Annotated in this window: 26 protein-coding genes and 1 riboswitch; of the genes, 16 read left to right on the top strand and 10 right to left on the bottom strand. The window is 63.9% G+C overall.

The window, feature by feature from the left end:
- Positions 1–198 precede the first annotated feature (198 nt).
- The 3 genes from WDS16_RS00795 (at position 199) to WDS16_RS00785 (ending at position 4,561) form a co-directional block, all read left to right on the top strand.
- Entirely contained in the window at positions 199–2,025 is a 1,827-nt protein-coding gene (locus WDS16_RS00795) for a dynamin family protein (protein ID WP_338889768.1), read from the top strand.
- Positions 2,022–3,440: a GTPase gene (locus WDS16_RS00790; protein ID WP_338889766.1), complete on the top strand. Its 1,419-nt coding sequence runs from the start codon at positions 2,022–2,024 to the stop codon at positions 3,438–3,440. The genes WDS16_RS00795 and WDS16_RS00790 overlap by 4 nt, the downstream gene beginning before the upstream one ends.
- A 275-nt stretch (positions 3,441–3,715) precedes the next feature.
- A riboswitch (cyclic di-AMP (ydaO/yuaA leader) is annotated at positions 3,716–3,938 on the top strand.
- 8 nt (positions 3,939–3,946) lie between these two features.
- Positions 3,947–4,561 (top strand): transglycosylase family protein, encoded by a 615-nt coding sequence (locus WDS16_RS00785; protein ID WP_338889764.1) that lies wholly within the window; start codon positions 3,947–3,949, stop codon positions 4,559–4,561.
- Between the two features lie 81 nt (positions 4,562–4,642).
- On the opposite strand, the gene WDS16_RS00780 is transcribed toward WDS16_RS00785, so the two are convergent.
- Positions 4,643–4,831 (bottom strand): hypothetical protein, encoded by a 189-nt coding sequence (locus WDS16_RS00780; RefSeq protein WP_338889763.1) that lies wholly within the window; start codon positions 4,829–4,831, stop codon positions 4,643–4,645.
- 61 nt (positions 4,832–4,892) lie between these two features.
- Here WDS16_RS00780 and WDS16_RS00775 point away from each other — a divergent pair, with 61 nt between their 5' ends.
- From WDS16_RS00775 to WDS16_RS00765, 3 genes are all read left to right on the top strand, one after another.
- Entirely contained in the window at positions 4,893–7,163 is a 2,271-nt protein-coding gene (locus tag WDS16_RS00775; protein ID WP_338889761.1) for a helicase-associated domain-containing protein, read from the top strand.
- Positions 7,164–7,351: 188 nt separating this feature from the next.
- Complete coding sequence (locus WDS16_RS00770; RefSeq protein WP_338889759.1) at positions 7,352–9,007, top strand: DNA repair helicase XPB; 1,656 nt, start codon at positions 7,352–7,354, stop codon at positions 9,005–9,007.
- 48 nt (positions 9,008–9,055) lie between these two features.
- Complete coding sequence (locus tag WDS16_RS00765; protein ID WP_338893640.1) at positions 9,056–9,724, top strand: DUF3239 domain-containing protein; 669 nt, start codon at positions 9,056–9,058, stop codon at positions 9,722–9,724.
- A gap of 16 nt (positions 9,725–9,740) precedes the next feature.
- Here WDS16_RS00765 and WDS16_RS00760 read toward each other — a convergent pair whose 3' ends face one another.
- Positions 9,741–10,727 (bottom strand): LLM class F420-dependent oxidoreductase, encoded by a 987-nt coding sequence (locus tag WDS16_RS00760; RefSeq protein WP_338889758.1) that lies wholly within the window; start codon positions 10,725–10,727, stop codon positions 9,741–9,743.
- A 42-nt stretch (positions 10,728–10,769) separates the two neighbouring features.
- Here WDS16_RS00760 and WDS16_RS00755 point away from each other — a divergent pair, with 42 nt between their 5' ends.
- Positions 10,770–11,687, top strand: coding sequence for a sigma-70 family RNA polymerase sigma factor (locus WDS16_RS00755; protein ID WP_338889757.1), 918 nt, complete (start codon positions 10,770–10,772; stop codon positions 11,685–11,687).
- On the opposite strand, the gene WDS16_RS00750 is transcribed toward WDS16_RS00755, so the two are convergent.
- On the bottom strand, positions 11,653–12,267 hold the full coding sequence (locus WDS16_RS00750) for a carboxymuconolactone decarboxylase family protein (RefSeq protein WP_338889756.1): 615 nt from the start codon (positions 12,265–12,267) through the stop codon (positions 11,653–11,655). The two genes, WDS16_RS00755 and WDS16_RS00750, sit on opposite strands and share 35 nt — an antisense overlap.
- An 81-nt stretch (positions 12,268–12,348) precedes the next feature.
- Here WDS16_RS00750 and WDS16_RS00745 point away from each other — a divergent pair, with 81 nt between their 5' ends.
- The gene (locus WDS16_RS00745) at positions 12,349–13,533 is read left to right on the top strand and encodes a pyridoxal phosphate-dependent aminotransferase (protein WP_338889755.1); all 1,185 of its coding nucleotides are present in this window, start codon (positions 12,349–12,351) and stop codon (positions 13,531–13,533) included.
- Positions 13,530–14,546 carry an AraC family transcriptional regulator gene (locus WDS16_RS00740; RefSeq protein WP_338889753.1) on the top strand — a complete coding sequence of 339 codons (1,017 nt, stop codon included), beginning with the start codon at positions 13,530–13,532 and terminating at the stop codon, positions 14,544–14,546. Before WDS16_RS00745 ends, WDS16_RS00740 begins: the two co-directional genes overlap by 4 nt.
- Here the strand turns inward: WDS16_RS00740 and WDS16_RS00735 are convergent.
- Positions 14,543–14,902: a hypothetical protein gene (locus WDS16_RS00735; RefSeq protein ID WP_338889752.1), complete on the bottom strand. Its 360-nt coding sequence runs from the start codon at positions 14,900–14,902 to the stop codon at positions 14,543–14,545. The genes WDS16_RS00740 and WDS16_RS00735 overlap by 4 nt on opposite strands.
- 120 nt (positions 14,903–15,022) lie before the next feature.
- On the opposite strand from WDS16_RS00735, the gene WDS16_RS00730 reads away from it, so the two are divergent.
- Positions 15,023–15,466: a hypothetical protein gene (locus tag WDS16_RS00730; RefSeq protein ID WP_338889751.1), complete on the top strand. Its 444-nt coding sequence runs from the start codon at positions 15,023–15,025 to the stop codon at positions 15,464–15,466.
- Positions 15,467–15,517: 51 nt separating this feature from the next.
- Here the strand turns inward: WDS16_RS00730 and WDS16_RS00725 are convergent, their stop codons facing one another.
- Together WDS16_RS00725 and WDS16_RS00720 are read right to left on the bottom strand one after the other, a co-directional pair.
- Positions 15,518–15,943 carry a VOC family protein gene (locus tag WDS16_RS00725; protein ID WP_338889749.1) on the bottom strand — a complete coding sequence of 142 codons (426 nt, stop codon included), beginning with the start codon at positions 15,941–15,943 and terminating at the stop codon, positions 15,518–15,520.
- A 40-nt stretch (positions 15,944–15,983) separates the two neighbouring features.
- The gene (locus tag WDS16_RS00720) at positions 15,984–17,048 is read right to left on the bottom strand and encodes an ABC transporter substrate-binding protein (protein WP_338889748.1); all 1,065 of its coding nucleotides are present in this window, start codon (positions 17,046–17,048) and stop codon (positions 15,984–15,986) included.
- Between the two features lie 115 nt (positions 17,049–17,163).
- On the opposite strand from WDS16_RS00720, the gene WDS16_RS00715 reads away from it, so the two are divergent.
- Positions 17,164–17,787, top strand: a complete 624-nt coding sequence (locus tag WDS16_RS00715) for an alpha-ketoglutarate-dependent dioxygenase AlkB (protein WP_338889747.1) — start codon at positions 17,164–17,166, stop codon at positions 17,785–17,787.
- On the opposite strand, the gene WDS16_RS00710 is transcribed toward WDS16_RS00715, so the two are convergent.
- The gene (locus tag WDS16_RS00710; RefSeq protein ID WP_338889746.1) at positions 17,784–18,866 is read right to left on the bottom strand and encodes a 3-deoxy-7-phosphoheptulonate synthase; all 1,083 of its coding nucleotides are present in this window, start codon (positions 18,864–18,866) and stop codon (positions 17,784–17,786) included. The genes WDS16_RS00715 and WDS16_RS00710 overlap by 4 nt on opposite strands.
- A 244-nt stretch (positions 18,867–19,110) precedes the next feature.
- Positions 19,111–19,557 (bottom strand): MarR family winged helix-turn-helix transcriptional regulator, encoded by a 447-nt coding sequence (locus WDS16_RS00705; RefSeq protein ID WP_338889745.1) that lies wholly within the window; start codon positions 19,555–19,557, stop codon positions 19,111–19,113.
- A gap of 94 nt (positions 19,558–19,651) precedes the next feature.
- Here WDS16_RS00705 and WDS16_RS00700 point away from each other — a divergent pair, with 94 nt between their 5' ends.
- The 4 genes from WDS16_RS00700 to WDS16_RS00685 all read left to right on the top strand — a co-directional run bounded on the left by WDS16_RS00700 (position 19,652) and on the right by WDS16_RS00685 (position 22,644).
- Entirely contained in the window at positions 19,652–20,683 is a 1,032-nt protein-coding gene (locus WDS16_RS00700; RefSeq protein ID WP_338889744.1) for an iron-siderophore ABC transporter substrate-binding protein, read from the top strand.
- Positions 20,684–20,764: 81 nt separating this feature from the next.
- The gene (locus WDS16_RS00695) at positions 20,765–21,214 is read left to right on the top strand and encodes a MarR family transcriptional regulator (protein ID WP_338889743.1); all 450 of its coding nucleotides are present in this window, start codon (positions 20,765–20,767) and stop codon (positions 21,212–21,214) included.
- Positions 21,211–21,633 carry an organic hydroperoxide resistance protein gene (locus WDS16_RS00690; protein WP_338889742.1) on the top strand — a complete coding sequence of 141 codons (423 nt, stop codon included), beginning with the start codon at positions 21,211–21,213 and terminating at the stop codon, positions 21,631–21,633. The genes WDS16_RS00695 and WDS16_RS00690 overlap by 4 nt, the downstream gene beginning before the upstream one ends.
- 15 nt (positions 21,634–21,648) lie before the next feature.
- Positions 21,649–22,644, top strand: coding sequence for an NADP-dependent oxidoreductase (locus WDS16_RS00685; protein WP_338889741.1), 996 nt, complete (start codon positions 21,649–21,651; stop codon positions 22,642–22,644).
- A 58-nt stretch (positions 22,645–22,702) separates the two neighbouring features.
- Here WDS16_RS00685 and WDS16_RS00680 read toward each other — a convergent pair whose 3' ends face one another.
- Positions 22,703–23,596, bottom strand: a complete 894-nt coding sequence (locus WDS16_RS00680; protein WP_338889739.1) for an oxidoreductase — start codon at positions 23,594–23,596, stop codon at positions 22,703–22,705.
- 70 nt (positions 23,597–23,666) lie between these two features.
- Between WDS16_RS00680 and WDS16_RS00675 the strand changes: the two genes are divergently transcribed.
- A complete protein-coding gene (locus tag WDS16_RS00675) occupies positions 23,667–24,566 on the top strand; it encodes a pseudouridine synthase (protein ID WP_338889738.1) in 900 nt (299 codons plus the stop codon).
- Here the strand turns inward: WDS16_RS00675 and WDS16_RS00670 are convergent.
- Positions 24,559–25,572: a hypothetical protein gene (locus tag WDS16_RS00670; protein WP_422395875.1), complete on the bottom strand. Its 1,014-nt coding sequence runs from the start codon at positions 25,570–25,572 to the stop codon at positions 24,559–24,561. The two genes, WDS16_RS00675 and WDS16_RS00670, sit on opposite strands and share 8 nt — an antisense overlap.
- Positions 25,573–25,608: the final 36 nt, after the last annotated feature.

Below are 25,608 nucleotides of genomic sequence, written 5' to 3'. Positions count from 1 at the left end.
CACTGACTGTTGGATGCATCCGGCACTGCACAAGGTTCCCGCACCGAGGGCACCAATTCCTCTCGACCGATCCACGGAGGTGTCGACCGGGCACCGTTCCGCAATCCGACGGTGGCCGGGGTTAGAGTCGACACCCGCGCAGATCGTGGCGCACCGGTGTCGACAATCGAGGGCGAACGAAGCGGAGGGACAGCGAACGTGAGTGACACAGCAGCGCCTCCTGCCCCGGCGACCGATCGCGCCGCGGCACTACTCGAGACGATCACGACCAAGATTCTGCGCCCGTTCCAGTACGACGCGATCGCCGACCTCGCCGCTCGCCGCGCCGCGCAGGACCTCGCCCGCACCGTCGTTGTGGTCGGTGAAGTCAAGCGCGGCAAGAGCTTCCTCGTCAATGCTCTCGTCGGATTCCGGGACGCCTCCCCCGTCGGTGTCGACGTGACCACCTCGACGACCTTGTCGTTCACCGACGCCGACGCAGGTGCACCAGGCGGGGGCGCCGAACTGATCTATCCCGACCGCACCGAGGCGATCACCCACGCAGACCTGGAGGACTGGGTCTCCTGCGAAGGCGCACGCGTCCGCGATGCCCGAGCGGTGGAGCTGCCGACTCGCGCAGTGGTTGCCGTGCCCGACAACCGGATGGGGGCCACGACGGTCATCGACACTCCCGGCGTCGGCGGCCTCGATCCCTCGTACGCCGCTCTGGCGGCCGACAGCGCAGCTCGAGCGTGCGTGGTGGTGATCGTCTGCGACGCGTCCACCCCGCTGACCGCACCGGAGATGGAGTTCATCTCCTCCACTGGTGCCGGTGTCGAGGCACTGATCGTGGTGGTGACCAAGACCGACAAGAACGTGCGACGGTGGAGGCCGATCGTCGAGCAGAACACCACCCTGTTGCGCGAGCATCTCGGTCGCGAAATCCCGGTGCTTGCGGTCTCGAGCCTGCGGGCCGTCGTCGCCGCCGAGATGCCACCAGGCGCTGCCCGCGACGCGGCCGAGCATCGTTCCGGGATCACGGCGCTACGCGCATTGATCGAGACGAAACTTGCTGTCGCCGGTCAGCTTCCGGCTGCCAGCGGACTCCGGACCGCAGTAGATGGGTTGAAGAGCCTCGCTGACGACCTCGCCCTTCAGATCGCTGCGATCAACGATGCCGCTCGGGTGGTCCCAGATCTGACCGCGCAGCTCGACGAACTGAAGGAGCTCAAAGACCACTCCCAGCAGTGGGAGCAATATCTCCAACGCGATCTGACGCTGATCCGCCAGAACGCCACCGCCGAACTCGACCGACGCCTGGATGCGATCCGCGAGAAATGGACGAGCCGGATCAACAAGAACGGGATGGAAGTGCTGCGGAAGAATCCGCAGCACTTCACCGCCGAAATGGAGAGAGACTTCCAGTCGGCGATGGCCGAGTCGATGACGGTCTTCCTCGAGCAGCTCTACACCACCATCGTGCAACCGCGCTTCGATTCCGATGTTGTCTGGGAGGAGATCTACGAGCAGGTCGTGGCGACCCTGTCCGGCCGCACGCTCGATACGCACTCCGTCGCCGGCAAACGTCAAGGCCTGCTGGATCCGTCGATGCTGACCATGGGAGTGATGGGATCGTCGATGCTCGGTGGCATCGTCGGACTCTCCACGGTAGTGGGAGTCGGAGCAGTGGTGGGGATCGCGTGGGTAGGTTTCAACCTGGGGTTTCGTGCCATGCGTGCCGGAAAGACGAATTTGCTGACCTGGATGAGGGAAACGACGGCGGCGACCAAGACAACGACCGCCCGCACATTCGAATCGACCATCGCCCTGGCCCGCCCGGAGATCGTGATTCGCTATCGCCAGCATCTCAAGACCTCGATCGCACAGTTGCAGACACAGATCAAGGACGCCGAAGAGAGTGCTCGGTCGGATACGGCCGTGCGGGAGAAGAAACGCGACCGTCTGGAGAACAATCTGAAAGTGGTCAACGGCAACATCGCACGCGCCGAAGCACTCATCGCCGAACTCGCCGGAGCAGGGCGATGACTGCGTCTTCAATGCCGCTCGATCCGGTCCGCGCAGGACTCGATCGCGCCCTGCACGCCCTCGCGGCACTCGGCCCGGATTTGGCCGGTCACGCCAATCGCATCGGCGCCATCTTGTGGTCGCCGCCGCGGATCGTCGTCGTCGGCCGTCTCAAAGCCGGAAAATCGACGTTGGTGAACGCCCTGATCGGCGCCAAGATCGCCGACACCGCCGCGCTCGAGGCCACCAGTGTCGTCTCGGTGTACCAAGAGGGTGCGCCAGCCCGCGTCGAGGCAGTGCTGCTCGACGGCACCCGGACACCGGTGCGCACCGACCGCGGCCGGATCCACAGCCTCGACATCGCGCCGCACGACATCGCCTACCTGCACCGGTGGTTGCCGTCAGCCGCGATCCGCGAGTACACCCTCGTGGACACCCCCGGGTTGGCGACGTTGACGGCCGAGAACGAAGCTCGAACCCGGCGGGTCCTCATCGACGGATACGACCAGACCCGCACCGCGTCCGTCGATGCCGACGCCGCAGTGTTCCTGTTCGACGGGGCTCCCCGGGCAGACGAGATCGATTTCCTCCGCCAACTCGGCTTCACCCCATTGACCGCCTTGGGAGTGCTGTCGCGCGCAGACGGCTTCGGTGAAGGTGCTCTCGGAGCCCGCGATCCGCTCGCGCATGCGGGCGAGCACGCGATACGACTGTCGGCCCAGCTCGCCGATACCGTGATGACCGTCGTTCCGATCGCAGGTCTGCTCGCCGAGACCTCGCACACCGGAGCTCTCACCGAAGCCGACGCCCGCGCGCTGCACGCCATGCACGGCATCGACCCGTTCGATCTGATCGACCTGCTCGACTCCGACGACGACGCGCTCGTCCCTCCGCACATGCGTGGCCGGTTGGTCGACCTACTCGGCGAGTACGGCACGATCCACGGCCGGAGCATCGCCGCACAGGGCGCTGCAGTGCTCAACGACTGGCTCGTCACGCATTCCGGCGTGCCGAGATTGCAGAATCTGCTTGCCTCTCATCTCGGCGTGTTCGCTGCGGTGAAACGGGCCCACCGCATCCTCGGCGAACTCGACCGCCTCGCCTACAGTCGCCCCGAACGCGAGCACATTCGCGACATCGTCGATCGCCTGCGGTCCGACCCGGCGCTACACACCGTCGTGCTGTTCGGTCACCTCGAAGCGATGCTCGGCACCGATCCGGCATCCCCGGTCACCCAGGAATTGCGTCGCCTCGTCGAACACTCCACACCAGCACTGAAGCTGGGTCTCTCCCCCACCGCCGGGCCCGACCACGTCCGCGCAGCCGCGCTGGACAAACTCGCCTGGGCGCACAGCCAAGCCCTCGTCACGCTCACCGCCGCCGAAGATGCCGCGCTTGTCGCCCTGATCCACACGTACGGAAACCTGAGCCGATGACGGCGGCGGCGTCCGAAGCTGGACACTCGGTCACTTCTGTCACTTCAGCCCCACCCGAAGCGATGTGACTTCTGTCACATAACGATGGGGTAACGGAAGCGCAACGCCCGAGCGTCACCCGCACTCCAACCCTGTTAGCTGCAGGTTCGTTCGTTACCGAGAATTGGGTTCGCCGACGCGGCAGTTCGGACCCAAAATGAAACAGTTACCAAATGGTGACACTCCGGGGGAACTTCAGTACGGTCAGTGGCGGCTGAGAAACTTCGGCCGAATCCGTACCCGTAGCGCCAAACCTCGTCCCGCGGGAACGGACCCCCACAAGAACACCCAGGGGACGAGGACGGGGGACCCACACGTCCTCTCGGATAACCGGAAAGCTGTGCTAGAGCACAACTTTCCTTGGGGTGAAGCCCAACATCTCTTTCGGGAGAGTTGGGCCGGGCTACCTCTCAGCCCGAACCCGACAGCTGACCTCGCAGGCGCCAGTGGAGAGGATTTCAACTCGTATGAGCGGACGTCATCGCAAGCCGACCACCACCGGCCGCACCGTAGCCAAGGTCGCCGTGACCGGCGCGATCATGGGCACAGCAGGTCTGGCCTTCACCGGCACCGCCAGCGCTGCCCCTGATTCCGACTGGGACCGCCTCGCACAGTGCGAAGCCGGCGGCAACTGGGGCATCAACACCGGCAACGGTTTCCAGGGCGGCCTGCAGTTCTCGCCGAGCACCTGGACCTCGCACGGCGGCGGGCAGTACGCCGCCTCTGCCAACCAGGCCAGCCGCGAAGAGCAGATCGCTGTCGCCGAGAAGGTGCTCGCGTCGCAGGGCTGGGGCGCATGGCCTTCCTGCTCGTCGAGCCTCGGGCTCAGCAGCGCGCCTTCCGAGCGCAGTGTCCCGGCGTCGCCGGAGACTGCTCCCGAGGCACCGAAGCTTCCTGACCTCACCAGCATCCCGACGGTCGACGGCACCGCCGAGGTCATCGACGGCATCACCGGCGCAGTTCAGACGATCACCAACGACCCGCAGATCGCCACGCTGATCAAGGACGCGACCCAGGGCATCCAGCTCGATCCCCAGTTGGTCGAGTTCTACCAGGCGAACAAGGCATTCCTGCCTCAGTAAAGTCCTACGTCACTACGAAGAAGGCCCCCGATCACTCGGGGGCCTTCTTCGTTGTGGAGAAGTTTCAGATGTGGGGTAGTTCTAGCGATTGACGACGGTCACGGGGTGGGCATACGGCAACTCGTCCAAAGGCAGCGGGAACTCGGTGTCCTCGCCGTAAGGAGACAAGCCTCCCGAGCGTGAGGAGGCCAACTCACTCACCGCGTGGTCGCCGCGTGCGGTTTCCGGCCAGCCTGGATCGACGTAGGGCTTCTTCGACTTGTTCACCATGCGCCTATTTTGACACCTGCGCTGCGGCATCCGCCAGCCCAGGTCACTAATCTGATAGGCGATGACCGAAACAGCAGCGCCACCGGACCTCGCCACCTGGTTGAAGTCCCGTACCGATACCGAACTCGTCGGCACCCTCACGCTGCGCCCGGACCTGACCGTGCCGCCGCCGTCGACCATCGCTGTACTCGCCGGACGAGCCGAGCAGCGTGCCTCGATTCTCCGAAGCGCCGACACTTTGGACACCCTTGCCCTGACGGTTCTCGAGCTGCTCGCCATCGAGGGCGCCCACGAGATGCCAGTGCCACGCACGCAACTCGACGCTGCCATCGACAAGCGCGCAAGCGTCAAAGCCGTCGACAAGGCGCTGACCGCGCTTCGCGAGCGTGCACTCGTGTGGGGTACCCGCTCGCTCCGCATGACGCCCGCTGCTCGTGATGCGGTGCCGTGGCGGATCGGCCGCATCCTCGACTCCACCGAGGTCCTGACCCCGGAGCGCATCACCGAGGCGCTGACCGGAATCGACGAGAGCTCGCGCAAGCTGCTCTCCACGCTCGCCCGCTCGTCGCCTACCGGCCGCACACGCGACGCCGCGCCGGGCACCTCACCCGACCGGCCCGTCCAAAAGCTCTTGCAGGCGGGCCTGCTGATCTGGCTCGACGAGCAGACCGTCGAACTTCCCGCTCAGGTCGGCCAGGCGCTGCGCGGCGAACCGATCTCGGACCCTACGTCGATGACACCGCCCAAGCCACAGGCGACCAAGAACGCTCTCGCCGACATCAACGCGGCCGCCGCAGGCGAAGCACTCGAGTTGATTCGACACTGCGCAGCGATCATCGATGCGCTGGCGGTCAGCCCGGCTCCCGCTCTGAAAGCCGGCGGTCTCGGCGTGCGCGAGGCGAAGCGCATCAGCAAGGCCACCGGTCTGGACGAGGCTCAGGTGAGCCTGCTTCTCGAGCTGCTGGCAGGCGCATCGTTGATCGCGAGCGGAACTCCCGACCCGGTGCCGTCGAACGATTCCGGCGACGACTATTGGGCACCGACTGCTGCGGTCGACTCCTGGATCACCGCAACTCCGGCCGCACGCTGGCACGCGATCGCATCGGCATGGCTCGATCTTCAGCGAGCGCCATGGTTGATCGGCATGCGCGATCCCAACGACAAACCCGTCGCTGCGCTGTCCGAGGAAGTGCGGTCTCCCGCCGCGCCTCGCGATCGTCGGACCATCCTCGAATATCTTGCCGAATTGAGTTCGGGTACGGCGACGACCCCGACCGACGTCTCACGTGGACTGGCGTGGCGGCGGCCACGGTCTGCTGCACGCTTCGGGCTACGCCCAGTGGAGAAGATGCTCGACGAGGCCACCACTCTCGGCATCGTCGCGCGCGGTGCTCTGTCGACACCGGGCAAAGCACTACTGCACGGGGGCGACGCCGAGGCCGCGATGCGCGACGCACTCCCGACGCCGATCGACTACGTGCTGCTGCAGGCCGACCTGACACTCGTCGCGCCAGGGCCGCTGGAGCCAGACCTGCACGACCGAATCGGGCTCGTCGCCGACGTCGAATCGGCAGGCGCAGCGACGGTGTATCGCATCACCGAGGACAGTCTTCGCCGCGCTCTCGATGTCGGGCTGAGCGCAGCTGAGCTGCACTCACTGTTCGGGACACATTCACGAACCCCGGTTCCGCAGGGGCTCAGCTACCTCATCGACGACGTCGCCCGCCGCCACGGCCGATTGCGGGCGGGCATCGCGTCGTCCTTCGTACGATGCGAAGATCCGGCACTGCTGGCCGAGGTCCTGACCTCGAGCGCTGCGGAACAGTTGGCGCTGCGGGCATTGGCGCCGACGGTCGCCATCTCACAAGCATCTCTCGCGGAAGTAATGAATGTTCTCGGCGCGGCGGGCTTCGCCCCCGCAGGCGAGGACGCGAACGGCGCCATAGTGGACCTGCGGAGCCGCGGCGCGCGGGTCGCTGTCCGGCGCTCGCGTGCCCACTTCCGTAGTCCAGCCGTACCGACCGACGAACAGCTCGGACGCCTCGTCACCGAATTGCGGGCGGGTGAACGGGCGTCGACTGCCGGCGGGCAAGCTGTCCGTTCCGACGGAACGCGTGCCACCGGCACCGCAACGTTGGCATTGCTGCAGACGGCGTTGAAGGTACGTCGCAGCGTCACCATCGGCTACGTCGATGCACAGGGCACGGCGTCGCAACGCGTCGTCGACCCCGTCGGAATGGGTGGCGGGCAGCTGGAAGCCTTCGATCCGGCGACCGGCGAGATCCGGCGATTCACGCTGCATCGAATCACCTCGGTCGCCCTGGTCGACTGACGCGGCTCCGCCTGAAATTCGGCATGGGCGGCTCCGCCGCAGTGACATGGTTGAGTGCACCCTGGTGCACTTATTCATGCCACTAGAGCGGAGCGACTCGTGCGCACATGGCGCTACTGGCCCGAAGTCTGGACAATGGAGAAGTTGCGCACTTTCACGTGCGTCCAGAAGTGCTCTAGGAGGAACAAGTGACCGACGGACCTTTGATCGTCCAGTCCGACAAGACGCTGTTGCTCGAGATCGACCATGCCCTTGCCGGTGAAGCGCGCGGCGCGATCGCCCCGTTCGCCGAGCTCGAACGCGCCCCCGAGCACGTCCACACGTACCGCATCACGCCGCTTGCCCTGTGGAACGCTCGCGCCGCCGGACACGACGCCGAACAGGTCGTCGATGCCCTCGTGAACTACTCACGCTACGCAGTTCCGCAGCCGCTGCTCGTGGACATCGTGGACACCATGGCCCGCTACGGACGACTGCAGCTGGTGAAGAGTCCGGTGCACGGACTGTCGCTGATCAGCCTCGATCGTGCGGTCCTCACCGAGGTCATGCGGCACAAGAAGATCGCTCCGATGCTCGGCGCCATGGTCGACGAGGACACTGTCATCGTTCATCCGAGCGAGCGCGGGCACCTCAAGCAGATGCTGCTCAAGATCGGCTGGCCCGCCGAGGACCTCGCCGGTTACGTCGACGGTGAAGCACACCCGATCGAACTCGACACCGAGGGCGCCAAGTGGACGCTGCGCGACTACCAGGAGATGGCCGCGGACTCGTTCTGGGCCGGTGGCTCCGGTGTCGTGGTGCTTCCGTGTGGCGCGGGCAAGACGATGGTCGGCGCCGCTGCCATGGCCAAGGCGAAAGCGACGACGCTGATTCTTGTCACCAATACCGTCGCTGGACGCCAGTGGAAACGCGAACTCATTGCGCGGACCTCGCTCACCGAGGAGGAGATCGGCGAGTATTCGGGTGAGCGCAAGGAGATCCGACCTGTGACAATTGCCACGTATCAGGTCATCACTCGTCGGACCAAGGGTGAGTACAAGCACCTGGAATTGTTCGACTCCCGAGACTGGGGATTGGTGATCTACGACGAGGTGCACCTCCTCCCCGCACCCGTGTTCCGCATGACGGCCGATCTCCAATCGCGCCGCCGCCTCGGTCTTACCGCGACCCTCGTACGAGAGGACGGCCGCGAAGGCGACGTCTTCTCTCTCATCGGGCCCAAGCGCTACGACGCGCCGTGGAAGGACATCGAAGCGCAGGGTTGGATCGCGCCCGCCGAGTGCATCGAAGTACGCGTCACGTTGACCGACGCCGAGCGGATGGCCTACGCAGTGTCCGAGCCGGAGGAGCGCTACAAGCTCTGCTCGACCGCTCACACCAAGGTCGCCGTCGTGAAGTCGATTCTGGCCAGGCACGAGGATGCTCCGACACTGGTCATCGGCGCGTACCTCGACCAACTGGACGAGCTGGGTGAGGCATTGAATGCTCCGGTCATTCAAGGTTCGACGAAGAACAAGGAACGCGAAGTACTGTTCGACGCCTTCCGGCGGGGCGAGATCCAGACGCTCGTCGTCAGCAAGGTCGCAAACTTCTCCATCGATCTTCCGGAAGCATCCGTGGCGGTGCAGGTTTCGGGAACGTTCGGTTCGCGACAGGAGGAAGCTCAGCGACTAGGACGGCTCCTACGGCCCAAGCACGACGGCGGGCAGGCCCATTTCTACTCGGTCGTGTCCAGGGACACACTCGATGCCGAGTACGCGGCGCACCGTCAGCGATTCCTGGCCGAGCAGGGTTACGCCTACCGCATCACCGATGCCGACGACATGCTCGGACCGGCCATCTGAGCTGCGGAGTGTCACATGCCACGTGGCGTGCGTGCTACTAATGGGCATGTGCGCCGATTCCAGTTCCCTGTCGATGTAGCCCACGCCAAATCGGTGAACGAGACGATGGCCGATGTTCGGCGGCTGCGCGTCTCGGCCATCGTCACTGCGGTGGTGTTGATCGCTGCGGCAGCGTGGTTCTTCTGGCTTGCGCACCCGTGGTCTTACATTCTGGGCGCGGTGTTCGTGATCACCGCGGCAACCTCACTGTGGGTCACGGTGTGGGCGCCGCGAAAGGTCGGCACCGTCGAAGATCTGTACAAGAAAGGGAGCCTGGTTCCGGCGGTCATAGCCGAGACACGCGCCCGCGGCGTCACTCTGCTGGCGCTGATCGACATCGCCAAACCCGAGGCAGATTCTCCGCATTACGCCCTCGTCACGCGAAGCATCAGATCGCTCCCCGGCCACGAGTTGGTCGAAGGTGAGTTGGTTCCGTCGATCTCGGTCCTGTCCGACCGCACCAAGAACACGATCAGCGACAGCTGGCAGATGGTATCGCCCATGCCGATCGCGTGGGGGACGACGGACATGTCGGTTATCGAGCGCGCAACCGCTGAAATCAGCGAGGCGGAATGGTCGCTGCTGGTGGCGAATATCGGTCTGTCGGAGAAGGTTCGTGAGGCCGACAATCAGCAACTGCTGGTCGACCCGCACGACCTTCCCGACGACCTTAGGTAGCCCGCGCCCACGTCGATCAGCTCAGGGCAGGGATGACTTCCCGCTCGAAGAGTTCGATGCCGGTCCGGTCGTAGGCGGCTTCCGGGAAGTAGAAGATGCCGTACTCGAGGCCTTCGTTCTTCAGCGCGGTGAGGTTTTCTACGATCTGTTCCGGGGTCCCGACGCCCGGTAGCCCGCGAAACGCACCCAGCGCACCCTCTGCCTTCTCGGCGCCGACGTACGTCGTGAGCCGGTCCTGCAGCTGCTTCAACCGATCCTCGACCTCCGCTTCGGTGGACCCGATCGCCACGTTGTAGTTGGCCGAACGAACGATCGCACCGAAGTCGCGACCGACGGTCTCGCAGTGCCCTCGCAGCAGCTCCGACTTGTGGGTGAATCCTTCCAGTGTGCCGTCGAAGTTGGTGTAGTCGGCGTACTTGGCCGCTATCTTCAACGTCACCTTCTCGCCGCCTCCGGCGATCCACAGGGGAATACCGTTCTCCTGCAACGGCTTCGGCCAGACGCGAGCACCGTCGACCTGGTAGTACTTGCCATCGAGAGTAGCCGAGCCGGTCTCCCACGCCTGCTTGAAGATCTGCACGCCTTCGTCGAGCGCACCCAGCCTCTGCCCACCGGAGGGAAAACCGTAGCCGTATGCGCGCCATTCGTGCTCGTACCAACCGGCACCGATGCCCATCTCGACGCGTCCACCGGAGATGAGGTCCACCGTCGCAGCGACCTTGGCCAGGTATGCAGGATTGCGATACGCCATCGCAGTGCACATCTGTCCGAGACGAATGCGCGACGTCGACGCCGCGAATGCCGACATCAGCGTCCAGGCCTCGTGCGTCGCCTCCTCGGTCGGTTCCGGAACGGTGTGGAAGTGGTCGTACACCCAGAGGGACTCCCACGGACCGGAATCGGCTGCAGTAGCGAGATCCCGCATCACCCCCCACTGCTCTGCAGGGTCGATACCGACCAGGTCGAGTCGCCAGCCTTGGGGAATGAACAGTCCGAATCGCATGCTCCGAATTCTACCGATGCGGCAGGCATAGACTGTGCGACCATGAGCACAGGCTCGCTCGCCCAACTGTTTCAGTCGCACCGAAGCCATCTCCTCGCGGTCGGTTACCGCGTCACCGGAAGTGTCGCCGACGCCGAGGATGCAGCACAGGAAAGCTGGCTCAGACTGTCCGCTTCCGAGGCCGAATCGATTGTGGACCTGCGTGCGTGGCTCACCACCGTCGTCGCGCGGATCTGCCTCGACCGGCTGAAGTCGGCAGCGTCACGGCGGGAAAGCTATGTCGGCCAATGGCTTCCGGAACCGGTCGTGTCGGCGTGGAACGCTCCGCCATCGGATCCGCTCGACGTCGTCGTACAGCGGGAGGACAGCAGACTCGCAGCCCTCGTCGTACTCGACACACTCACACCCGCCCAGCGCGTGGCTTTCGTGCTGCACGACGGCTTCGCCGTGCCCTTCGACGACGTGGCGTCCATTCTCGACGTGTCCCCCGCCGCAGCCCGCCAGCTGGCGTCGCGTGCCCGTAAGCAGGTCGACGCGACGCCTGCTGCGGTCCCCGATACCGAGCACGACGAGGCGGTCACCCGACTCATGACGGCGATGGCGAGCGGTGACCTCGACCGCGTTCTTGCCGCTCTGCATCCGGACTGCCGGATGATCGGCGACAGCGGCGGCACCACTCGCACAGCGGCGCAGGTGGTACGCGGCCCGAGCAAGTGTGCTCGGTTCTACCTCGGCCTGGTGTCGATGTACGGTCCGGAGTCATTGACGTCGATGTCGCCGGCGTCGGTGAACGGCCAGCTCGGTTACTACTCCCGTGGTCTTGTCGGACAGCGAAGCTTCCCCGCCCGCGCCGGCGGCTTCACCGTCCGCGACGGGCTGGTGTGGGCGTCGTACGACTTCGCGAACCCTGCCAAGCTCGGAGGCGTCAGCGCTGAGCTGGATGCTCGGCCTGCGGAGTGAGCCGAGCGTCTGCACTTTCCCATGGCACGCGACACGCATCACCTGAGCTGAAGCCCTGTTCGGTGATGCCTAGTGACGAGTTGATTCGAGCGCGCATGTTCTCCAGGCCGATCTGGAAGGTCAGCTCGACGACGCCTGCGCGGCCGAACCGTTGTTCCAGATCGGCGACCTGAGCGTCGGATACGGAATCCGGCGTGGCAGTCATGGCATCGGCATAGGCGATGGCTGCTCGCTCGTCGTCGGTGTACTTCGGCGACGTCTCGTAGTCACCGATCTCTTTCAACCTGTCGACATCGAGGCCGTCGAGTCGTTGGATCATCGTTCCGAAATCCACACACCACGAGCAGCCGAGCGTCCACGCGACCCGGTAGACGGCGAGCTCCCGAACGCTGGGAGGCAGCGTCGTCGACGCTTTGTCGGCCGCGAATTCTTGCGTGAGGGAGGTGAAAAACAGCTTCGGATGGTGCGCGAACACCGCGAAAGGCTCGGGCACTTCACCGACCATCTTGGCGGCGGCGCGGTATGCAAGGCGGACCAGAATTCCAGCGTCGGACGGAGCGACCGGTGGTATGCGCGACATGAGTTCTCCCGAAAGTAGTAGGACATCTACTCTCTTCGACGAGCTGCCGGTCGGAAATGTGACACCAGCTACGCTGCAAGAATGTCCGCGGAGCATCAGAGCCGAACTGTCGAACGTCTACGACCCTTCGGATCGACGATCTTCGCCGAGATGACAGCACTCGCCGTCGCAACAGGCGCGGTCAATCTCGGCCAGGGATTCCCCGACACGGACGGCCCTGCGTCGATGCTCACGGCAGCGAAGGACGCCATCGCCGGCGGGCTCAACCAGTACGCCCCTGGCCCCGGTATGCCGGTGTTGCGCGAGGCCATCGCCGCCGATCGCAGCCGCAACCACGGCATCGAGTACGACCCCGCAGATCAAGTTCTCGTCACCGTCGGTGCCACCGAGGCAATCGCCGCGACCATCCTCGGGCTCGTCGAACCGGGTGAGGAGGTTCTGCTGATCGAGCCGTACTACGACTCCTACGCCGCAGCGGTCGCGCTTGCCTGCGCCAGGCGCACGACTGTGCCACTGGCCCCGGACGGTTCGGGCTTTGCCGTCGATCTCGACGCTCTCGAGCAGGCGATCACTCCACGGACGAAACTGTTGGTCGTCAACTCGCCACACAATCCGACCGGGATGGTCATGACGCGCGACGAACTCGTCCGAATCGCCGAGATCGCCTGCGAACACGACCTGCTCGTCCTCACCGACGAGGTCTACGAACGCCTCGTCTTCGACGGCTCCACCCACGTACCCATTGCCACCCTCCCCGGCATGTTCGAGCGAACCGTCACTGTGTCCAGCGCGGCGAAGACGTTCAACGCCACTGGTTGGAAGACCGGCTGGGCGCTCGGTCCAGCCGATTTGATCGATGCGGTCCGCGCCGCGAAACAATTCATGACGTTCGTCGGCGGAACCCCGTTCCAACCCGCGGTGGCGCACGCACTCATCCACGAGGCCGAATGGGTGAATGCACTGCGGTCCGGTCTCCAGGCCAAACGCGATCTCCTGTCCACGGTGCTGTCCGAAGCCGGATTCGACGTGAAGTCCAGCAGCGGAACGTATTTCGTGTGCGCCGACGTCGCACCTCTCGGCGAGAGCGACGCGGTCGAATTCTGCCGATCGCTACCGCACCGAATCGGCGTCGCCGCCGTACCGGTGGCAGCCTTCGTCGATCATCCGGCACCGTGGAAGACATTGGTACGCTTCGCTTTCTGCAAGAAGGACGAAGTCCTGAATGAGGCAGCCGACAGGCTGCACACACTCGCCGCGGGCCGATGACAGCCAGAACGATCCCCGTCGACTTCGTCGTCAAAGCAGTCTCGCTCGCCGCCAGTGGTGGCGTCGACCTGTCCTATCCGCTGTCGATCGCCGGCATCGGTCCAGAGACATTGAAAGATCCCCACTCTCGGCTCACCGCAAAGCAAGTCACGTTGTTCACCCAGGCTACCTGGCAACTCACCGACGACGAGTTGTTCGGATTGTCCTCGACGCCCATGCGCCGTGGGAGCTTTCGGGTCATCTGTCTGACGCTCATTCACAGTCCGGATCTGGCCGCAGCCATGGAACGGATGTCGGAGACGACGCGAGTGCTGTCGGGGATGCCGCCGATGCTGATCACTCGCGGCGAGAAGTCGACGCGATTGACCATTCCACCTGCGGACAACAGCCACCTACCCGACAGTGCACGGGAAGTGGCAGGCCAACTGCTCACCGACTTCCGGATGGTCCTCGTCCACCGTTTCGCTGCGTGGCTGATCGGTGGCAGGGTGAAACTCCATTCCGTGGAGCTACCGTACGAACTCGGCGATCCCGCAACGGGAAAACTCTACGACCGAATGTTCGGCACCCATGTCACCTACGGTGCGCCTGCAGCGGTGCTCGAATTCGACAACGCTGCGATGCGCGCACCGATAGTTCAGACCGAAGAGACGTTGGCGGACTACCTCCGCGAGTCGCCGAATCTACTGTTCACTGCCCGAGATTACGACAGCACTGCATCGTCGCAGGTTCGTCGGGCATTGGAGCTCGGGCTGCACGGCGGGGCTCCGGGTACCGTCGAGATGGCCGAGATGCTGTCGGTCAGTACTGCGCATCTTCGACGCCTGTTGCGCCAGGAAGGGACGTCGGTCAACCAGATTCGCGAAGAAGTGATGCTGGACGCGGCCGTATCAGGGTTGAGTCGAGGGGATTCCGTCGACGATATCTCCAGCAGACTCGGGTTTTCTGAACCGTCGGCGTTTCGACGGGCGTTCAAACGGTGGACCGGCCGAACGCCGGGTGCCTACCGCTAGACCTCGTAGGGGAACTGATTATCTTCCCTCGTGTACTCGAGCCTCCAGGGGTCCTCGGAACGGCTCAGTAGACGCCACCCGTCGTTCTCGACCTGCTTTTCGATCTCGCGCAGGCTCTGCCGCATGTCGGCCGCCCACTCGTCCCGTGGCGAAAGGAAGCCCCAGGTTCGAGGTACCGGGAACGTTGCGCTGAAGTACCTCGGTTCCTTTCCGACCACTCCGACGAAGCGCATGTACGCAGCACCTGACTGCGAGCTGAGCGTCGCGAGTAGGGCCTTCCACCATTGGCGGGCCCCCACCTCTTCGATTCCGATCACAAGATTCGACGACGTGTCCGGCATGAAGTAAGTGTGCACGCGACGGATGATCGTGGGCCGCGGTCGACGGTCACAGATTGGGGAGTCGAACGACCCTATTGGGCGCCCTCGCCGTTGCCGTTGAGTGATAGACGGATCAGTCATCGACGAGGAGGGGCAATGCAAACAACACACACCAACGCACGGTCACCACGAATCACCAATAGCATCTGGTCGAACATCGCGGCGGTGGCGGCCGCCGTGACCGGAGTTCTCGCGTTCACCGGAGCGATCGGACTCATCGGTGGCGGTACCGACTTGGGCACTGAAGTCCCACAACGCTTGCCGTGGAACAGCATCGTCCTTGCAGGTGTCGCTCTTGCACTCGTGGTGGGAGTGCCGACGACGGCTGCAGCTTTGGCGCTCTGGAGCGCCATTCCTCGGGCGTCCCTGATCACGATGACTGCAGGGGTCCTTCTCATCGTGTGGATCGTCGGGCAAATAGCTGTCATTCGCGAGTTCAGCATTCTGCAGGTCGTGTTCGGCCTGGTGGGCGTGCTACTGGCAGCAGTCGGATGGCATTTGAGTAGAAGCCGAACAACCGAGGATGTCGGGAACGGCTGAGATTCGACAGTTGGAATGCGCCGAGGATTCTCCCGCCCGCTGTCGTCACTCCTAGCTCACACAGAACTCGTTGCCCTCCGGGTCGGTCATCGTGATCCACGTACTCGGGCCGACCTGCCCACGATGCAGAACTGCGGCACCCGCGTCGACCAGTTGTTGCGCGACGGCCTCCCGTTCGTCGCCGACCCGGATATCGAAGTGCAGCCGGTTCTTGACTGTCTTGGACTCCGGCACCGTCTGGAACAACACCCGCGGACTCCCGGGTCTTTCCGGGTCCGTGATGGCAGCTCCCATCTTCCAGACGAGCTGGCCGTCGAATACGAGGGTGTCTTCCTCGCTGGCATGACCGGCCTGAACGAGGCCCTGGATGAAGTCGCTGTCGGACGGCTCGACCTGCCAGTGCAGAGCTGCTGCCCACCACTTCGCCTGCTGGTGAGGATTCTCGCTGTCGATCGCAACCTGAATGTCGTAGCCCATGGGGACACGATAGAACCCGACACCGACATATCGTCGGGAGTCAGCCGACATTCTCCGCTGCGGTGTTCAACGCGGCAGCGACGTCGTCGAGGATGTACGGAATCGTCAGGACCGTGAGCCCACCGAACGCGAAGTTCTTGTCCGCGGTGAACGACTCGGTGGAAGCGGTGCGGCCTCCGGATACGACGGGCTGTTCGGCGACGAGGGGTTCGGCGAGGAACGCGGCGAGCGAGGGCTTGTCGTACGCGACGACGAACATCAGATCGGACGCGATCAGCGGAGCCTGCTCGTAACTCAGTTCGAAGTAGACGGCGTCGTCGTCCTTCTTCGGATCGGCCTCCTGGATCGACTCCTCGTTGACCAAGCCCAGCTGCTCGAGGAATTCGATTCGAACGTCGTGGCTCTTGCTCACCGAGAACACTCCAGGCCCACTCGGGAGCGTGAGGGTGATCGTTTTCCCTTTCAACGCAGGATATTCCGCGGCGACGTCGGCGATCTCCTGCTCGGTCGCGTCCACGAGTGCGGCTGCATCGGACTGCTTGCCGAGAACCTGCCCCGCAATGGTGAGCTGTTCCTCCCACGATGCTGTCCATGGCTGATCCGGGTAGGCGACGACGGGGGCGATCTCCGACAGCGCGTCGAACTCTTCCTGGGTGATGCCCGAGTAGGGAGCAAAGATGACGTCCGGCGCTACCTCCGCGAACTTCTCGACCGGAACCTCACCGGTGCCGTCACCCTCGAACAGAGTCGGCGTTGGGGCACCGAGATCGTCGAGAGTCTGCCTGTCCCAGGTCAGTACGCCCTCCGCGTCGGCGCCGTAGGTCTCCCCCACGAACGAGGGCATCGCCGCCGGAACGACACCGAGCGCGAGCAGGGCGTCCTGGTTGGACCAGCCCCAAGTAGCAATTCGTGTCGGAGCCGACTCGATCGTCGCGCTTCCGAGTGTCGACTCGATGGTGACCGGGAAAGTATCCCCGGAACCCGCTGTACTCGTCGTCGCCGACGCGTCCTCTGCGGGGCCGGAACCGCATCCGACCAATGCGACAGCAGTGGACAGCGCGGCCATCAGCAATGTCGTACGACGCAGCACTGTGGCGTTCTTCATGAGCGGCGACCTCCGGGTTCGGATCGAGACGCGCAAAGGTAGCACATAAACAAGGGTTGCCTACCCTGCATTCAACTACTGGAACATACGTTCGAATGGCGCTAGACTCACCGGCATGAGTATCGAGGTGCAGGGTTCGTTGTTCACCGACGAGGACTCGGACCTCGGACACCTGGGCGCATCGGTCACCCGACGCGAACTCAGCCGCGGCGCCTGGGTGGACGTGCGGCCCGGATGGGCAAGTTCGGTGGACCTGTTCGATCGACTCGTCGGAGACGTCGACTGGCGCGCAGAGCGACGTCAGATGTACGACCGAGTCGTCGATGTTCCACGGCTCGTCAGGTTCTACTCCGAGACCGAACGGTGGCCGAATGCTGCCTTGATCGACGCCAAGACGGCACTCGACGCGCACTACCGCCAAGAACTCGGCGAGGAGTTCGCCACCGCCGGTCTGTGCTACTACCGAAACGGATCCGACAGCGTCGCGTGGCACGGCGACAACATCGGCCGAAGCGCCACCGAAGATACGATGGTGGCCATCGTATCCCTCGGCGCTACAAGGCAATTGATGCTCAGGCCGCGAGGAGGTGGGCCGTCACTCAAGTTCACCCTCGGACACGGAGATCTGATCGTCATGGGCGGTTCGTGTCAGCGAACCTGGGAACATGCCGTTCCCAAGAGCACCCGCGCGACCGGCCCACGCGTGAGCGTGCAGTTCCGGCCGCGCGGAGTACGTTAGGCCCTGCGCCCCTCCACTGCTGCGGCGAGAGCGTCGAGTTGCGTTGCAGTGGTGGACCAGTCGAGGCACGCGTCGGTGATGGACTGCCCGTAGGTGAGCTCGTCCTTGTGCCCGAGGGTCAAGTCCTGGCGACCTGCTTCGATGAAACTCTCGAGCATGACGCCGACGATTCCGTGCTCGCCCGCTGCGATACGCGCGGACAAGTCGGTGACCACGTCGACCTGCTTGTTGTGGTCCTTGCGACTGTTGCCATGGCTGGCGTCGATGACGACACGTTCGGGCAGCGACGACTTCCGCAGCCGGGCGACGGTGTCGGCGACCGAGTCGGCGTCGTAGTTCGGCCCGTCGGTTCCGCCACGCAGGATGACGTGGCAGTCGGGGTTGCCCGTGGTCCGAATCAAGGCCGCCTGGCCGTCGAGATCGGTACCCGGGAACACGTGGCTCGACGCCGCCGCGCGGGTTCCGTCGACCGCGACCTGGACGTCACCCTCGGTCGAGTTCTTGATTCCGACCGGCATCGACAGTGCGCTGCAAAGCTGCCGGTGTACTTGGCTGGCTGCGGTGCGAGCACCGATGGCGCCGTAGCTGACCAGGTCGGCGATGTATTGCGGTGTGATCGGGTCGAGGAACTCGCACCCCACCGGCAGACCGAGCGCGGAGATGTCGACGAGTAGCTGGCGCCCCACGCGCAGCCCCTCGTTGATATCGAACGAGCCGTCGAGGTGAGGGTCGTTGATCAGGCCCTTCCAACCCAGCGTCGTACGCGGCTTCTCGAAGTAGACACGCATGACGATGTGGAGGCGATCGCCCAGCTCGGCGGCCTTCTCCGCGAGCCTGCGCGCGTAGTCCATGGCCGCAGCGGTGTCGTGCACCGAGCATGGTCCGACGATGACGATCAGGCGGTCGTCGCGGCCGTCGAGGATGTCGACGACACCGTCGCGGCCGCGGCGAACTGTCGCGGATACCGCGTCGTCGGCCGCATGTTCACGGCGCAGCAACGACGGCGCCACGAGCGGACTGATGCTGATGGTGCGCTGATCGTCGAGATCTGTGTCCATGGGGGTGATGTCGATAGTCATGAGAAGTTGTCTACTTTCTCAGACCGGCTCTCGCAGAGCTCCACGCGCACGTCGAGCCGGTCTGTATCCGGCTCGTGGGGTGGGGGCTTCAGCGCATGGCGTCGCTGGCTGACCCACCCGGGGCCGGCCTGCTAAACCAAAAATATGCGCGCTGCATGGGCACGACGGTAGCACGCCTTCCCGACCGAGGGCCTCCGGCCCCAGTGGCACGCTCGAGTGTCCGGGAGTGCACTTAACCGTGCCACTATGCCCGGAGGGCATCGTTCAACTTCACCAGCGTCGGCAGCGCCTTTTCCACTGCCCGACGCTCGGCAGCCGACAGCTTCCCGATCTCGGCGGCAAGCACTTCCGCCCGACGGTCCGTTCGACGCGCCCGTCGGGCAGCACGTTCGTCGTTCACCCGCAGCACGACGGCACGCCCGTCCGCCGGATCGGGAAGCCGATCGAGCAAACCCTTGTCGACCAAGGTCCGCACGAGCGTGCTGACCGTGTTCGGGCGAAGCTTCAGACGCGAAGCGATATCGCCGATCCGGCTGTCGGGAAACACTGCGACGGTGCGAACGACCTCTGCCTGAGCGAGAGGCAGCGTCTCGTCGGTACCGGATTCGTCGAGATGCGCACGGAGGACGCGACGAAGATCGAACGCTGCATCGAGCAGACCACGTGCAATGCCTTCGTCCGGGTGGCTCATGACACAGAACTATATCTGTCACAGATATTGTTTATCCATCCCGCGCAGGATAGCGTTCCCTTACCTTCAGCACGATTCCGATTCAAGAGGCCCCGTGAAACGAACATCGATCGTCTTTTCCCTCATCGCCACAGCCGCACTCGTGACCTCGTGCAGTTCCGGAGATGCACCCGCCGACGAATCTGTCACGACGACCACCGTCGAAGCGGTAGCCCAATCCCCCGGGCCCACCGGGATTCCCGACGGCATGGGCTCGCCCGGCGTCGACGACGGCGTATTCCCCCGTACCGTCGGCCACTTCGGAGGCAGCACCGAAATCCCCGCCGAACCGAAGCGTGTAGTCGTCATCGCCACCGGGCAACTCGACGCGGTACTGACACTGGGAGTCGTGCCGACCGGCGTTGCTTACGGCGATGGGGCAGCACTCGTCCCTGACTACATCACTCGAGAATTTCCGCAGTACAGCGACGAACTCGCCGGCTTGGTCGACGTAGGTAGTCGCCAGGCCCCGAATCTCGAAGCGATCGCACAACTGGAACCAGACCTCATTCTTGCCAACAAGGCAGCATCCGAGGACAGCTACGACACGCTGTCCGCTATTGCACCGACCGTACTCACCGAGGGGACGGGCGTGAACTGGAAGCAGGACTTCCTACTCCTGGCAGATGCCCTCGGCCGCACCGAACAAGCGCAGTCGTTCATCGACGACTTCGTCACGCGAGCAAAGGATCTGGGCCAGGAGGTCAGTACCGCCAAGCCGACTGTTTCGTTCGTCCGATTCACCGCCGACCGAGCCCGCGTGTTCGGAGTCCCGTCGTTCGCCGGATACATCGCCTGGGATGCAGGTCTCGCTCGACCCGAAAGCCAGCAGTTCGACAAAACCTCGCAGGACTTCAGCGAAGAAGAGATCCAATTGGCAAACGCCGACTGGGTTTTCGTCGGCAGTCAGACGTCCGAGACAGGCTCGCGCGCCGAGACATACACGACCAATCCACTGTGGACCGGAATGAGCAGCTCGACCGAGGGGCACATCGTGACGGTCGACGACGATCCCTGGTACCTCAACGCGGGCCCGACCGCCGCGACCATCGTGCTCGACGGACTGTCCGAGTCGTTGACGAGCTGACCCCCGGTGCGTGCGCAGTCGCACGCACCGGCTTTCCCAAATAGGTTGCGCACAACTTAAATGTGCACTACTGTTCCTGAGGTGACCAACGAACTCGCACTCGATCGCCAGGTGTGCTTCGCGCTGTACTCCGCATCGCGGGCAACCACCGCGGTGTATCGCCCGATGCTCGAGCGTCTCGGCGTCACCTACCCCCAGTACCTCGTGCTCCTGGTGCTGTGGGAAAAGGACGGGCGCGGTGTCCGCGAGATCTGTGCCGAACTCGAACTCGACACCGGCACACTGTCACCGCTGCTCAAGCGACTCGAAGGACTCGGTTTCATCGAGCGTCGCCGTCTCACATCGGACGAACGCCGGGTCGAAATTCACCTGACGGAGTCCGGAAGCGCACTACGGTCCGAGGCACTCGACATCCCCAGACAGCTCGCTCACAAGACCGGCATGACGGTCGAAGACCTGGAACATCTCCGAGACTCGCTGGTCAAGCTGACCGGCGCGCTACACGACACAGAAGGGCAGTCACTCACATGAAAACCATCTACACCGCCGAAGCACTGGCTACCGGCGAAGGCCGCAACGGCCACGCACGCACCTCCGACGGACGACTCGATCTCGACCTCGCGATCCCCGAGGCAATGGGCGGCAGCGGCCAAGGTACCAATCCCGAGCAGCTCTTCGCCGCCGGCTATGCAGCATGCTTCCATTCGGCACTGCAGCTCGTCGCTCGCCAGGCGAAGGCCGACATCACCGATTCTGCAGTCGGCGCACGTGTCGGCATCGGCCCCAACGATGCCGGCGGTTTCCAGCTCGAGGTCACCCTCGAAGTCACGCTGCCCAATCTCGCTCACGACGAGGCCCAGGCACTTGCCGACCAGGCACACCAGGTGTGCCCGTATTCCAACGCCACCCGCGGCAACATCGACGTCACCGTCACCGTCACCGACGACTAGAAAGAGGTTCCAACTGTGCAAGCCAAGGAAATTCATCTCGCATCGCGCCCCAATGGCGAACCGGTATCGGACAACTTCCGCACCGTCGCCACTGAACTGCCATCCCTGAATGACGGCCAGATTCTGGTGCGGAACATCGTCATGTCCGTCGATCCCTACATGCGCGGCCGCATGAACGACGTCAAATCCTATGTTCCCCCATTCGCACTCGACGCACCGCTCGACGGTGGAGCCGTCGGAGAGGTCATCGAGACTCGCAACGATGCGTTCTCGGTCGGCGACGCAGTCAGCCACGGGAAGGGTTGGCGCGACATCGCCGTCGTCGACGGAAAAGGTGCGCGAACGGTGGATCTGTCTCGTGCGAAAGCGTCGGCGTACCTCGGCGCACTCGGAATGACCGGCCTCACTGCCTATTCCGGTCTGACAGATGTCGCGCAGTTCAAGGCAGGCGACACCGTCTTCGTGTCCGGCGCGGCTGGAGCGGTCGGATCGCTTGTCGGCCAGATCGCCAAGGCTCTCGGCGCCGCACGCGTCATCGGCAGCGCTGGCTCGCCCGCGAAAGTAGCACGTTTGCTCGAGCTCGGCTTCGACGCGGCGTTCGACTACCACGATGGATCCGTGAAAGAGCAACTGGCACAGGCCGCCCCCGACGGAATCGACGTCTACTTCGACAATGTGGGCGGTGACCACCTCGAAGCTGCGATCGCGTCCGCGAACAAGTACGCACGGTTCGCGCTGTGCGGCGCGATCTCTCAGTACAACGCCACCGAGCCGACACCTGCTCCACGCAATCTGGCCTTGGCCATCGGCAAGGAGTTGACGCTGAAAGGCTTCATCGTCGGGTCGTACAGCCACCTTGCCGGCGAGTTCTCCGAGAAGATGGCCCAGTGGTTGGCCGACGGCGTCATCGAGTGGGACGAGACCGTCGTCGACGGTCTCGAGAACGCTCCAAGCGCATTCATCGGTTTGCTCCGCGGCGAGAACACCGGAAAAATGGTCGTCTCGATCTGACCCGTGAACGACCCGTCAGTGGGTAGTCCCGTCGGTGGGTAGTGATGTCCCGACGTCACTACCCACCGACGGGCGCGAAGCGCACACCGGTAAGTTCCTCGGACTTGCTCCACAGCGCGGACGCGACCGCGCGGTCCCTCGCACGCGAACTCGGGCCGACGATGGTGGGATAGTCGCTCAGTTCGGATCGCCCGTCCGGGCCGATATACAACCCGCTGGTCACCTCGGGTGAAGTGGCTGCGTACAACTCGGGCAGCGCACCCATCTCAGCGCTCTGTGCAAGCATCTTTCCGCCAATGGCCATCACAGTGTCCTGAAACGACTCGGTCCGCCCCTGCAGATTCGTTCGAGCGTAGCCAGGATGCGCTGCAACCGATTTCAACTCCGAACCCACCGCAGCCAGTCGTCGATCGAACTCGAGAGCGAACATCAGATTGGCCAGTTTGGACTGTCCGTACGCCGGCCAACGGCGATAGGACCGGCGCTCGTAGTTCGGATCGTCGAGGTGAATACGCCCGATCTGATGCAATCCACTGGACAGTGTCACGACACGATCGGTGACCTTGCTCGCCAGCAGACCCGTCAGCGCGAAGTGCCCGAGATGGTTGGTACCGAATTGCATCTCGAATCCGTCGGCCGTGCGTCGAAACGGCACGGCCATGACGCCGGCATTGTTGATCAACACGTCGACCGAGTCCACGGTGCTCGCGAACGATCGAACCGATTCCAGATCCGCCAGATCCAGTCGTCGCACATGTGCTCTGGGACCGATGCTACGAGCCACCGCATCGCCCTTGGCCGTGTCCCGACAGGCCAGAAGGACATCAGCCCCGGCGCCCCCGAGCGCCCGGGCAGTCACCTCACCGAGTCCACTGTTGGCACCGGTGACGATGAATTTTCGACCCGTCAGATCGCCGAGGTCTTTCGCGGTCCAACGGCGATCCGGTGTCATGCTGGAAAGCCTAGCGCTTCCGGACTGAAGCGGGCCTGAACACCTACTGAGGCATCATTAGAGTGAGGCCATGGTCCGTGCTCCCCTTCCTCTCCGCGACGGTCTCGGACCCACCCGCATACGCATGCCCGACGCGTCGCAGTTCGGGACGATCCTGGATTACCTCGTCGACAGATTTCCGCAGGATTCCGCTCGGCTGCGAGAGAAGATGGACCTGGGGGAAATTTTCGATTCGTCGGGAACTCCGCTGGCAGTGGCGTCGCCGATCGTTCCGCGCGCCGACATCTATCTCTATCGTGATCCCCCCGTCGAGCCGGTTGTGCCGTTCGCGACCCCGGTCCTTCATCGAGACGAGAACCTGTTGGTCGTCGACAAACCGCACTTTCTCGCCACGATGCCGCGAGGGGCATACATCGCACGGTCGGCTCTGGTGGTACTCCGCCGGGAGTTGGATCTGCCCGAGCTCAGTCCGGTACATCGCCTCGATCGGCTCACTGCAGGTGTCCTGATGTTCACGGTGCGCCGCGAGGTTCGACGCGCCTACCAGGAACTTTTCGCCGAGCGGGCTGTCACCAAGGTGTACGACGCAGTCGCGCGTTACGAACCGAATCTGTCGCTGCCTGTCACGCTGCGCAGCCGAATGATCAAGGAGCGTGGCGTACTTCGCGCCGAAGAAGTGCCGGGTGAACCCAATGCGGAGACCTTTCTGGAGCTGTCCGAGCACGATGGGCGACACGGGATGTACACGTTGCACCCGAGAACCGGACGCACACACCAGCTCCGGGTGCACATGAATTCGCTCGGCATTCCCATTCTGGGAGACAACTTCTACCCGGAGTTCTACGACGTGGCTGGAGACGACTACTCGACGCCGCTGCAGCTCCTGGCGCGATCGATCGAGTTTCGTGATCCGTTCAGCGGAGAACGACGTCGCTTCGAGAGTGACAGACGGCTTCGTCTCCCTATTTAGGCATGGACAGCACATCGCCGTGCGCTGCATTGTTCTCGGCGATCTCGACGGTACGAACATCGATTCGATGTGACAGCACTGCCAGCGTGAACAATCCGATTGCCACGCTTATCAAGGCGAGGAATCCCTCCTGAGCGAAATCCACCAGTGCGTTCAGCAAGGTGAAGATCAGCGCCGCGATTCGCAGCGTTCGAAGCGGCCACAACTTGCCGCTTCGAAGTCGGATGACCGAAGGAAGCGCCAATGACAGAGTGAGACAGGACGATACGAACAGAATTCCGCTCGCGATTCCCATTCCGTCGATATCGATCGTGGTGTCGGTCGTATCCACATGGAGGTCGCCCAACACCAATTCCACAATGCCGAACACGACGCCGACGAATGCCGCGAGCGTCATGGCCCAGGAGACGAGCGGCACCCATCGAGGACTCTTGAAGAAACGCGGAATCAAACGTGGAGCGAACTTCTGTGCGTCGTACAGGCGAGAACTGCCGGATCTGCAGTTCTCGAGTAGTAACCGTAGACCTGCGACGGTTTGCGGTTCGGCGCCCTCGGCCTCGGCACGATCGACCATCCGTAGCGCCCAGGCTCGTCGATGCTCGGGAAGCCCGTGCGTGACGCCCTGCGCCGCGATATGCGCTGCGTTGGCCAGAGTCTCCTCCTGCGAGGGCCGTCTGGCGTCGCGGACGATGCGATTACCGACGAGGACGACGACCACCAGGATGTACATGATCTCCGACGACGGCCCGTAGAAGTAGTCGTTGTCCTTGGTGACGAACTTGCCGACCTCGTCGAGGAACAGACCGAAACCGATGCCACCGAGCACGACGGCGAGCGCTCGCACCCCGAACCCGAGGAACATCCATCCGAGCAGTAGCGCCAGCATCATCAGCGCCCCGCCGTAGAGTGCATGCGCGATGTGCAGCGTCTTGCCACCCACCTGCGGATAGTTGGTAAGTTCGAGATACAAGCGAGTGACGAGAATCGTTGCGACGGCGATGATCATGAAGGCTTCGGCACTGGTACTGCCATATGCATCACG

The sequence above is a fragment of the Rhodococcus sovatensis genome, assembly GCF_037327425.1.
Classification (GTDB): Bacteria; Actinomycetota; Actinomycetes; order Mycobacteriales; family Mycobacteriaceae; genus Rhodococcoides; species Rhodococcoides sovatense.
This window is presented reverse-complemented; position numbering and strand designations above follow the sequence as displayed.

Bases quoted from the DNA above. Each gene is read 5' to 3' on its own strand.
- WDS16_RS00670 (WP_422395875.1), bottom strand. From the start codon at position 25,572: ATGATCATCGCCGTCGCAACGATTCTCGTCACTCGCTTGTATCTCGAA.
- WDS16_RS00690 (WP_338889742.1), top strand. From the start codon at position 21,211: ATGAAAACCATCTACACCGCCGAAGCACTGGCTACCGGCGAAGGCCGC.
- WDS16_RS00730 (WP_338889751.1), top strand. From the start codon at position 15,023: ATGCAAACAACACACACCAACGCACGGTCACCACGAATCACCAATAGC.
- WDS16_RS00785 (WP_338889764.1), top strand. From the start codon at position 3,947: ATGAGCGGACGTCATCGCAAGCCGACCACCACCGGCCGCACCGTAGCC.
- WDS16_RS00750 (WP_338889756.1), bottom strand. From the start codon at position 12,267: ATGTCGCGCATACCACCGGTCGCTCCGTCCGACGCTGGAATTCTGGTC.
- WDS16_RS00790 (WP_338889766.1), top strand. From the start codon at position 2,022: ATGACTGCGTCTTCAATGCCGCTCGATCCGGTCCGCGCAGGACTCGAT.
- WDS16_RS00680 (WP_338889739.1), bottom strand. From the start codon at position 23,596: ATGACACCGGATCGCCGTTGGACCGCGAAAGACCTCGGCGATCTGACG.
- WDS16_RS00715 (WP_338889747.1), top strand. From the start codon at position 17,164: ATGAGTATCGAGGTGCAGGGTTCGTTGTTCACCGACGAGGACTCGGAC.
- WDS16_RS00720 (WP_338889748.1), bottom strand. From the start codon at position 17,048: ATGAAGAACGCCACAGTGCTGCGTCGTACGACATTGCTGATGGCCGCG.
- WDS16_RS00710 (WP_338889746.1), bottom strand. From the start codon at position 18,866: ATGACTATCGACATCACCCCCATGGACACAGATCTCGACGATCAGCGC.
- WDS16_RS00780 (WP_338889763.1), bottom strand. From the start codon at position 4,831: ATGGTGAACAAGTCGAAGAAGCCCTACGTCGATCCAGGCTGGCCGGAA.
- WDS16_RS00675 (WP_338889738.1), top strand. From the start codon at position 23,667: ATGGTCCGTGCTCCCCTTCCTCTCCGCGACGGTCTCGGACCCACCCGC.
- WDS16_RS00745 (WP_338889755.1), top strand. From the start codon at position 12,349: ATGTCCGCGGAGCATCAGAGCCGAACTGTCGAACGTCTACGACCCTTC.
- WDS16_RS00760 (WP_338889758.1), bottom strand. From the start codon at position 10,727: ATGCGATTCGGACTGTTCATTCCCCAAGGCTGGCGACTCGACCTGGTC.
- WDS16_RS00705 (WP_338889745.1), bottom strand. From the start codon at position 19,557: ATGAGCCACCCGGACGAAGGCATTGCACGTGGTCTGCTCGATGCAGCG.
- WDS16_RS00755 (WP_338889757.1), top strand. From the start codon at position 10,770: ATGAGCACAGGCTCGCTCGCCCAACTGTTTCAGTCGCACCGAAGCCAT.
- WDS16_RS00775 (WP_338889761.1), top strand. From the start codon at position 4,893: ATGACCGAAACAGCAGCGCCACCGGACCTCGCCACCTGGTTGAAGTCC.
- WDS16_RS00740 (WP_338889753.1), top strand. From the start codon at position 13,530: ATGACAGCCAGAACGATCCCCGTCGACTTCGTCGTCAAAGCAGTCTCG.
- WDS16_RS00725 (WP_338889749.1), bottom strand. From the start codon at position 15,943: ATGGGCTACGACATTCAGGTTGCGATCGACAGCGAGAATCCTCACCAG.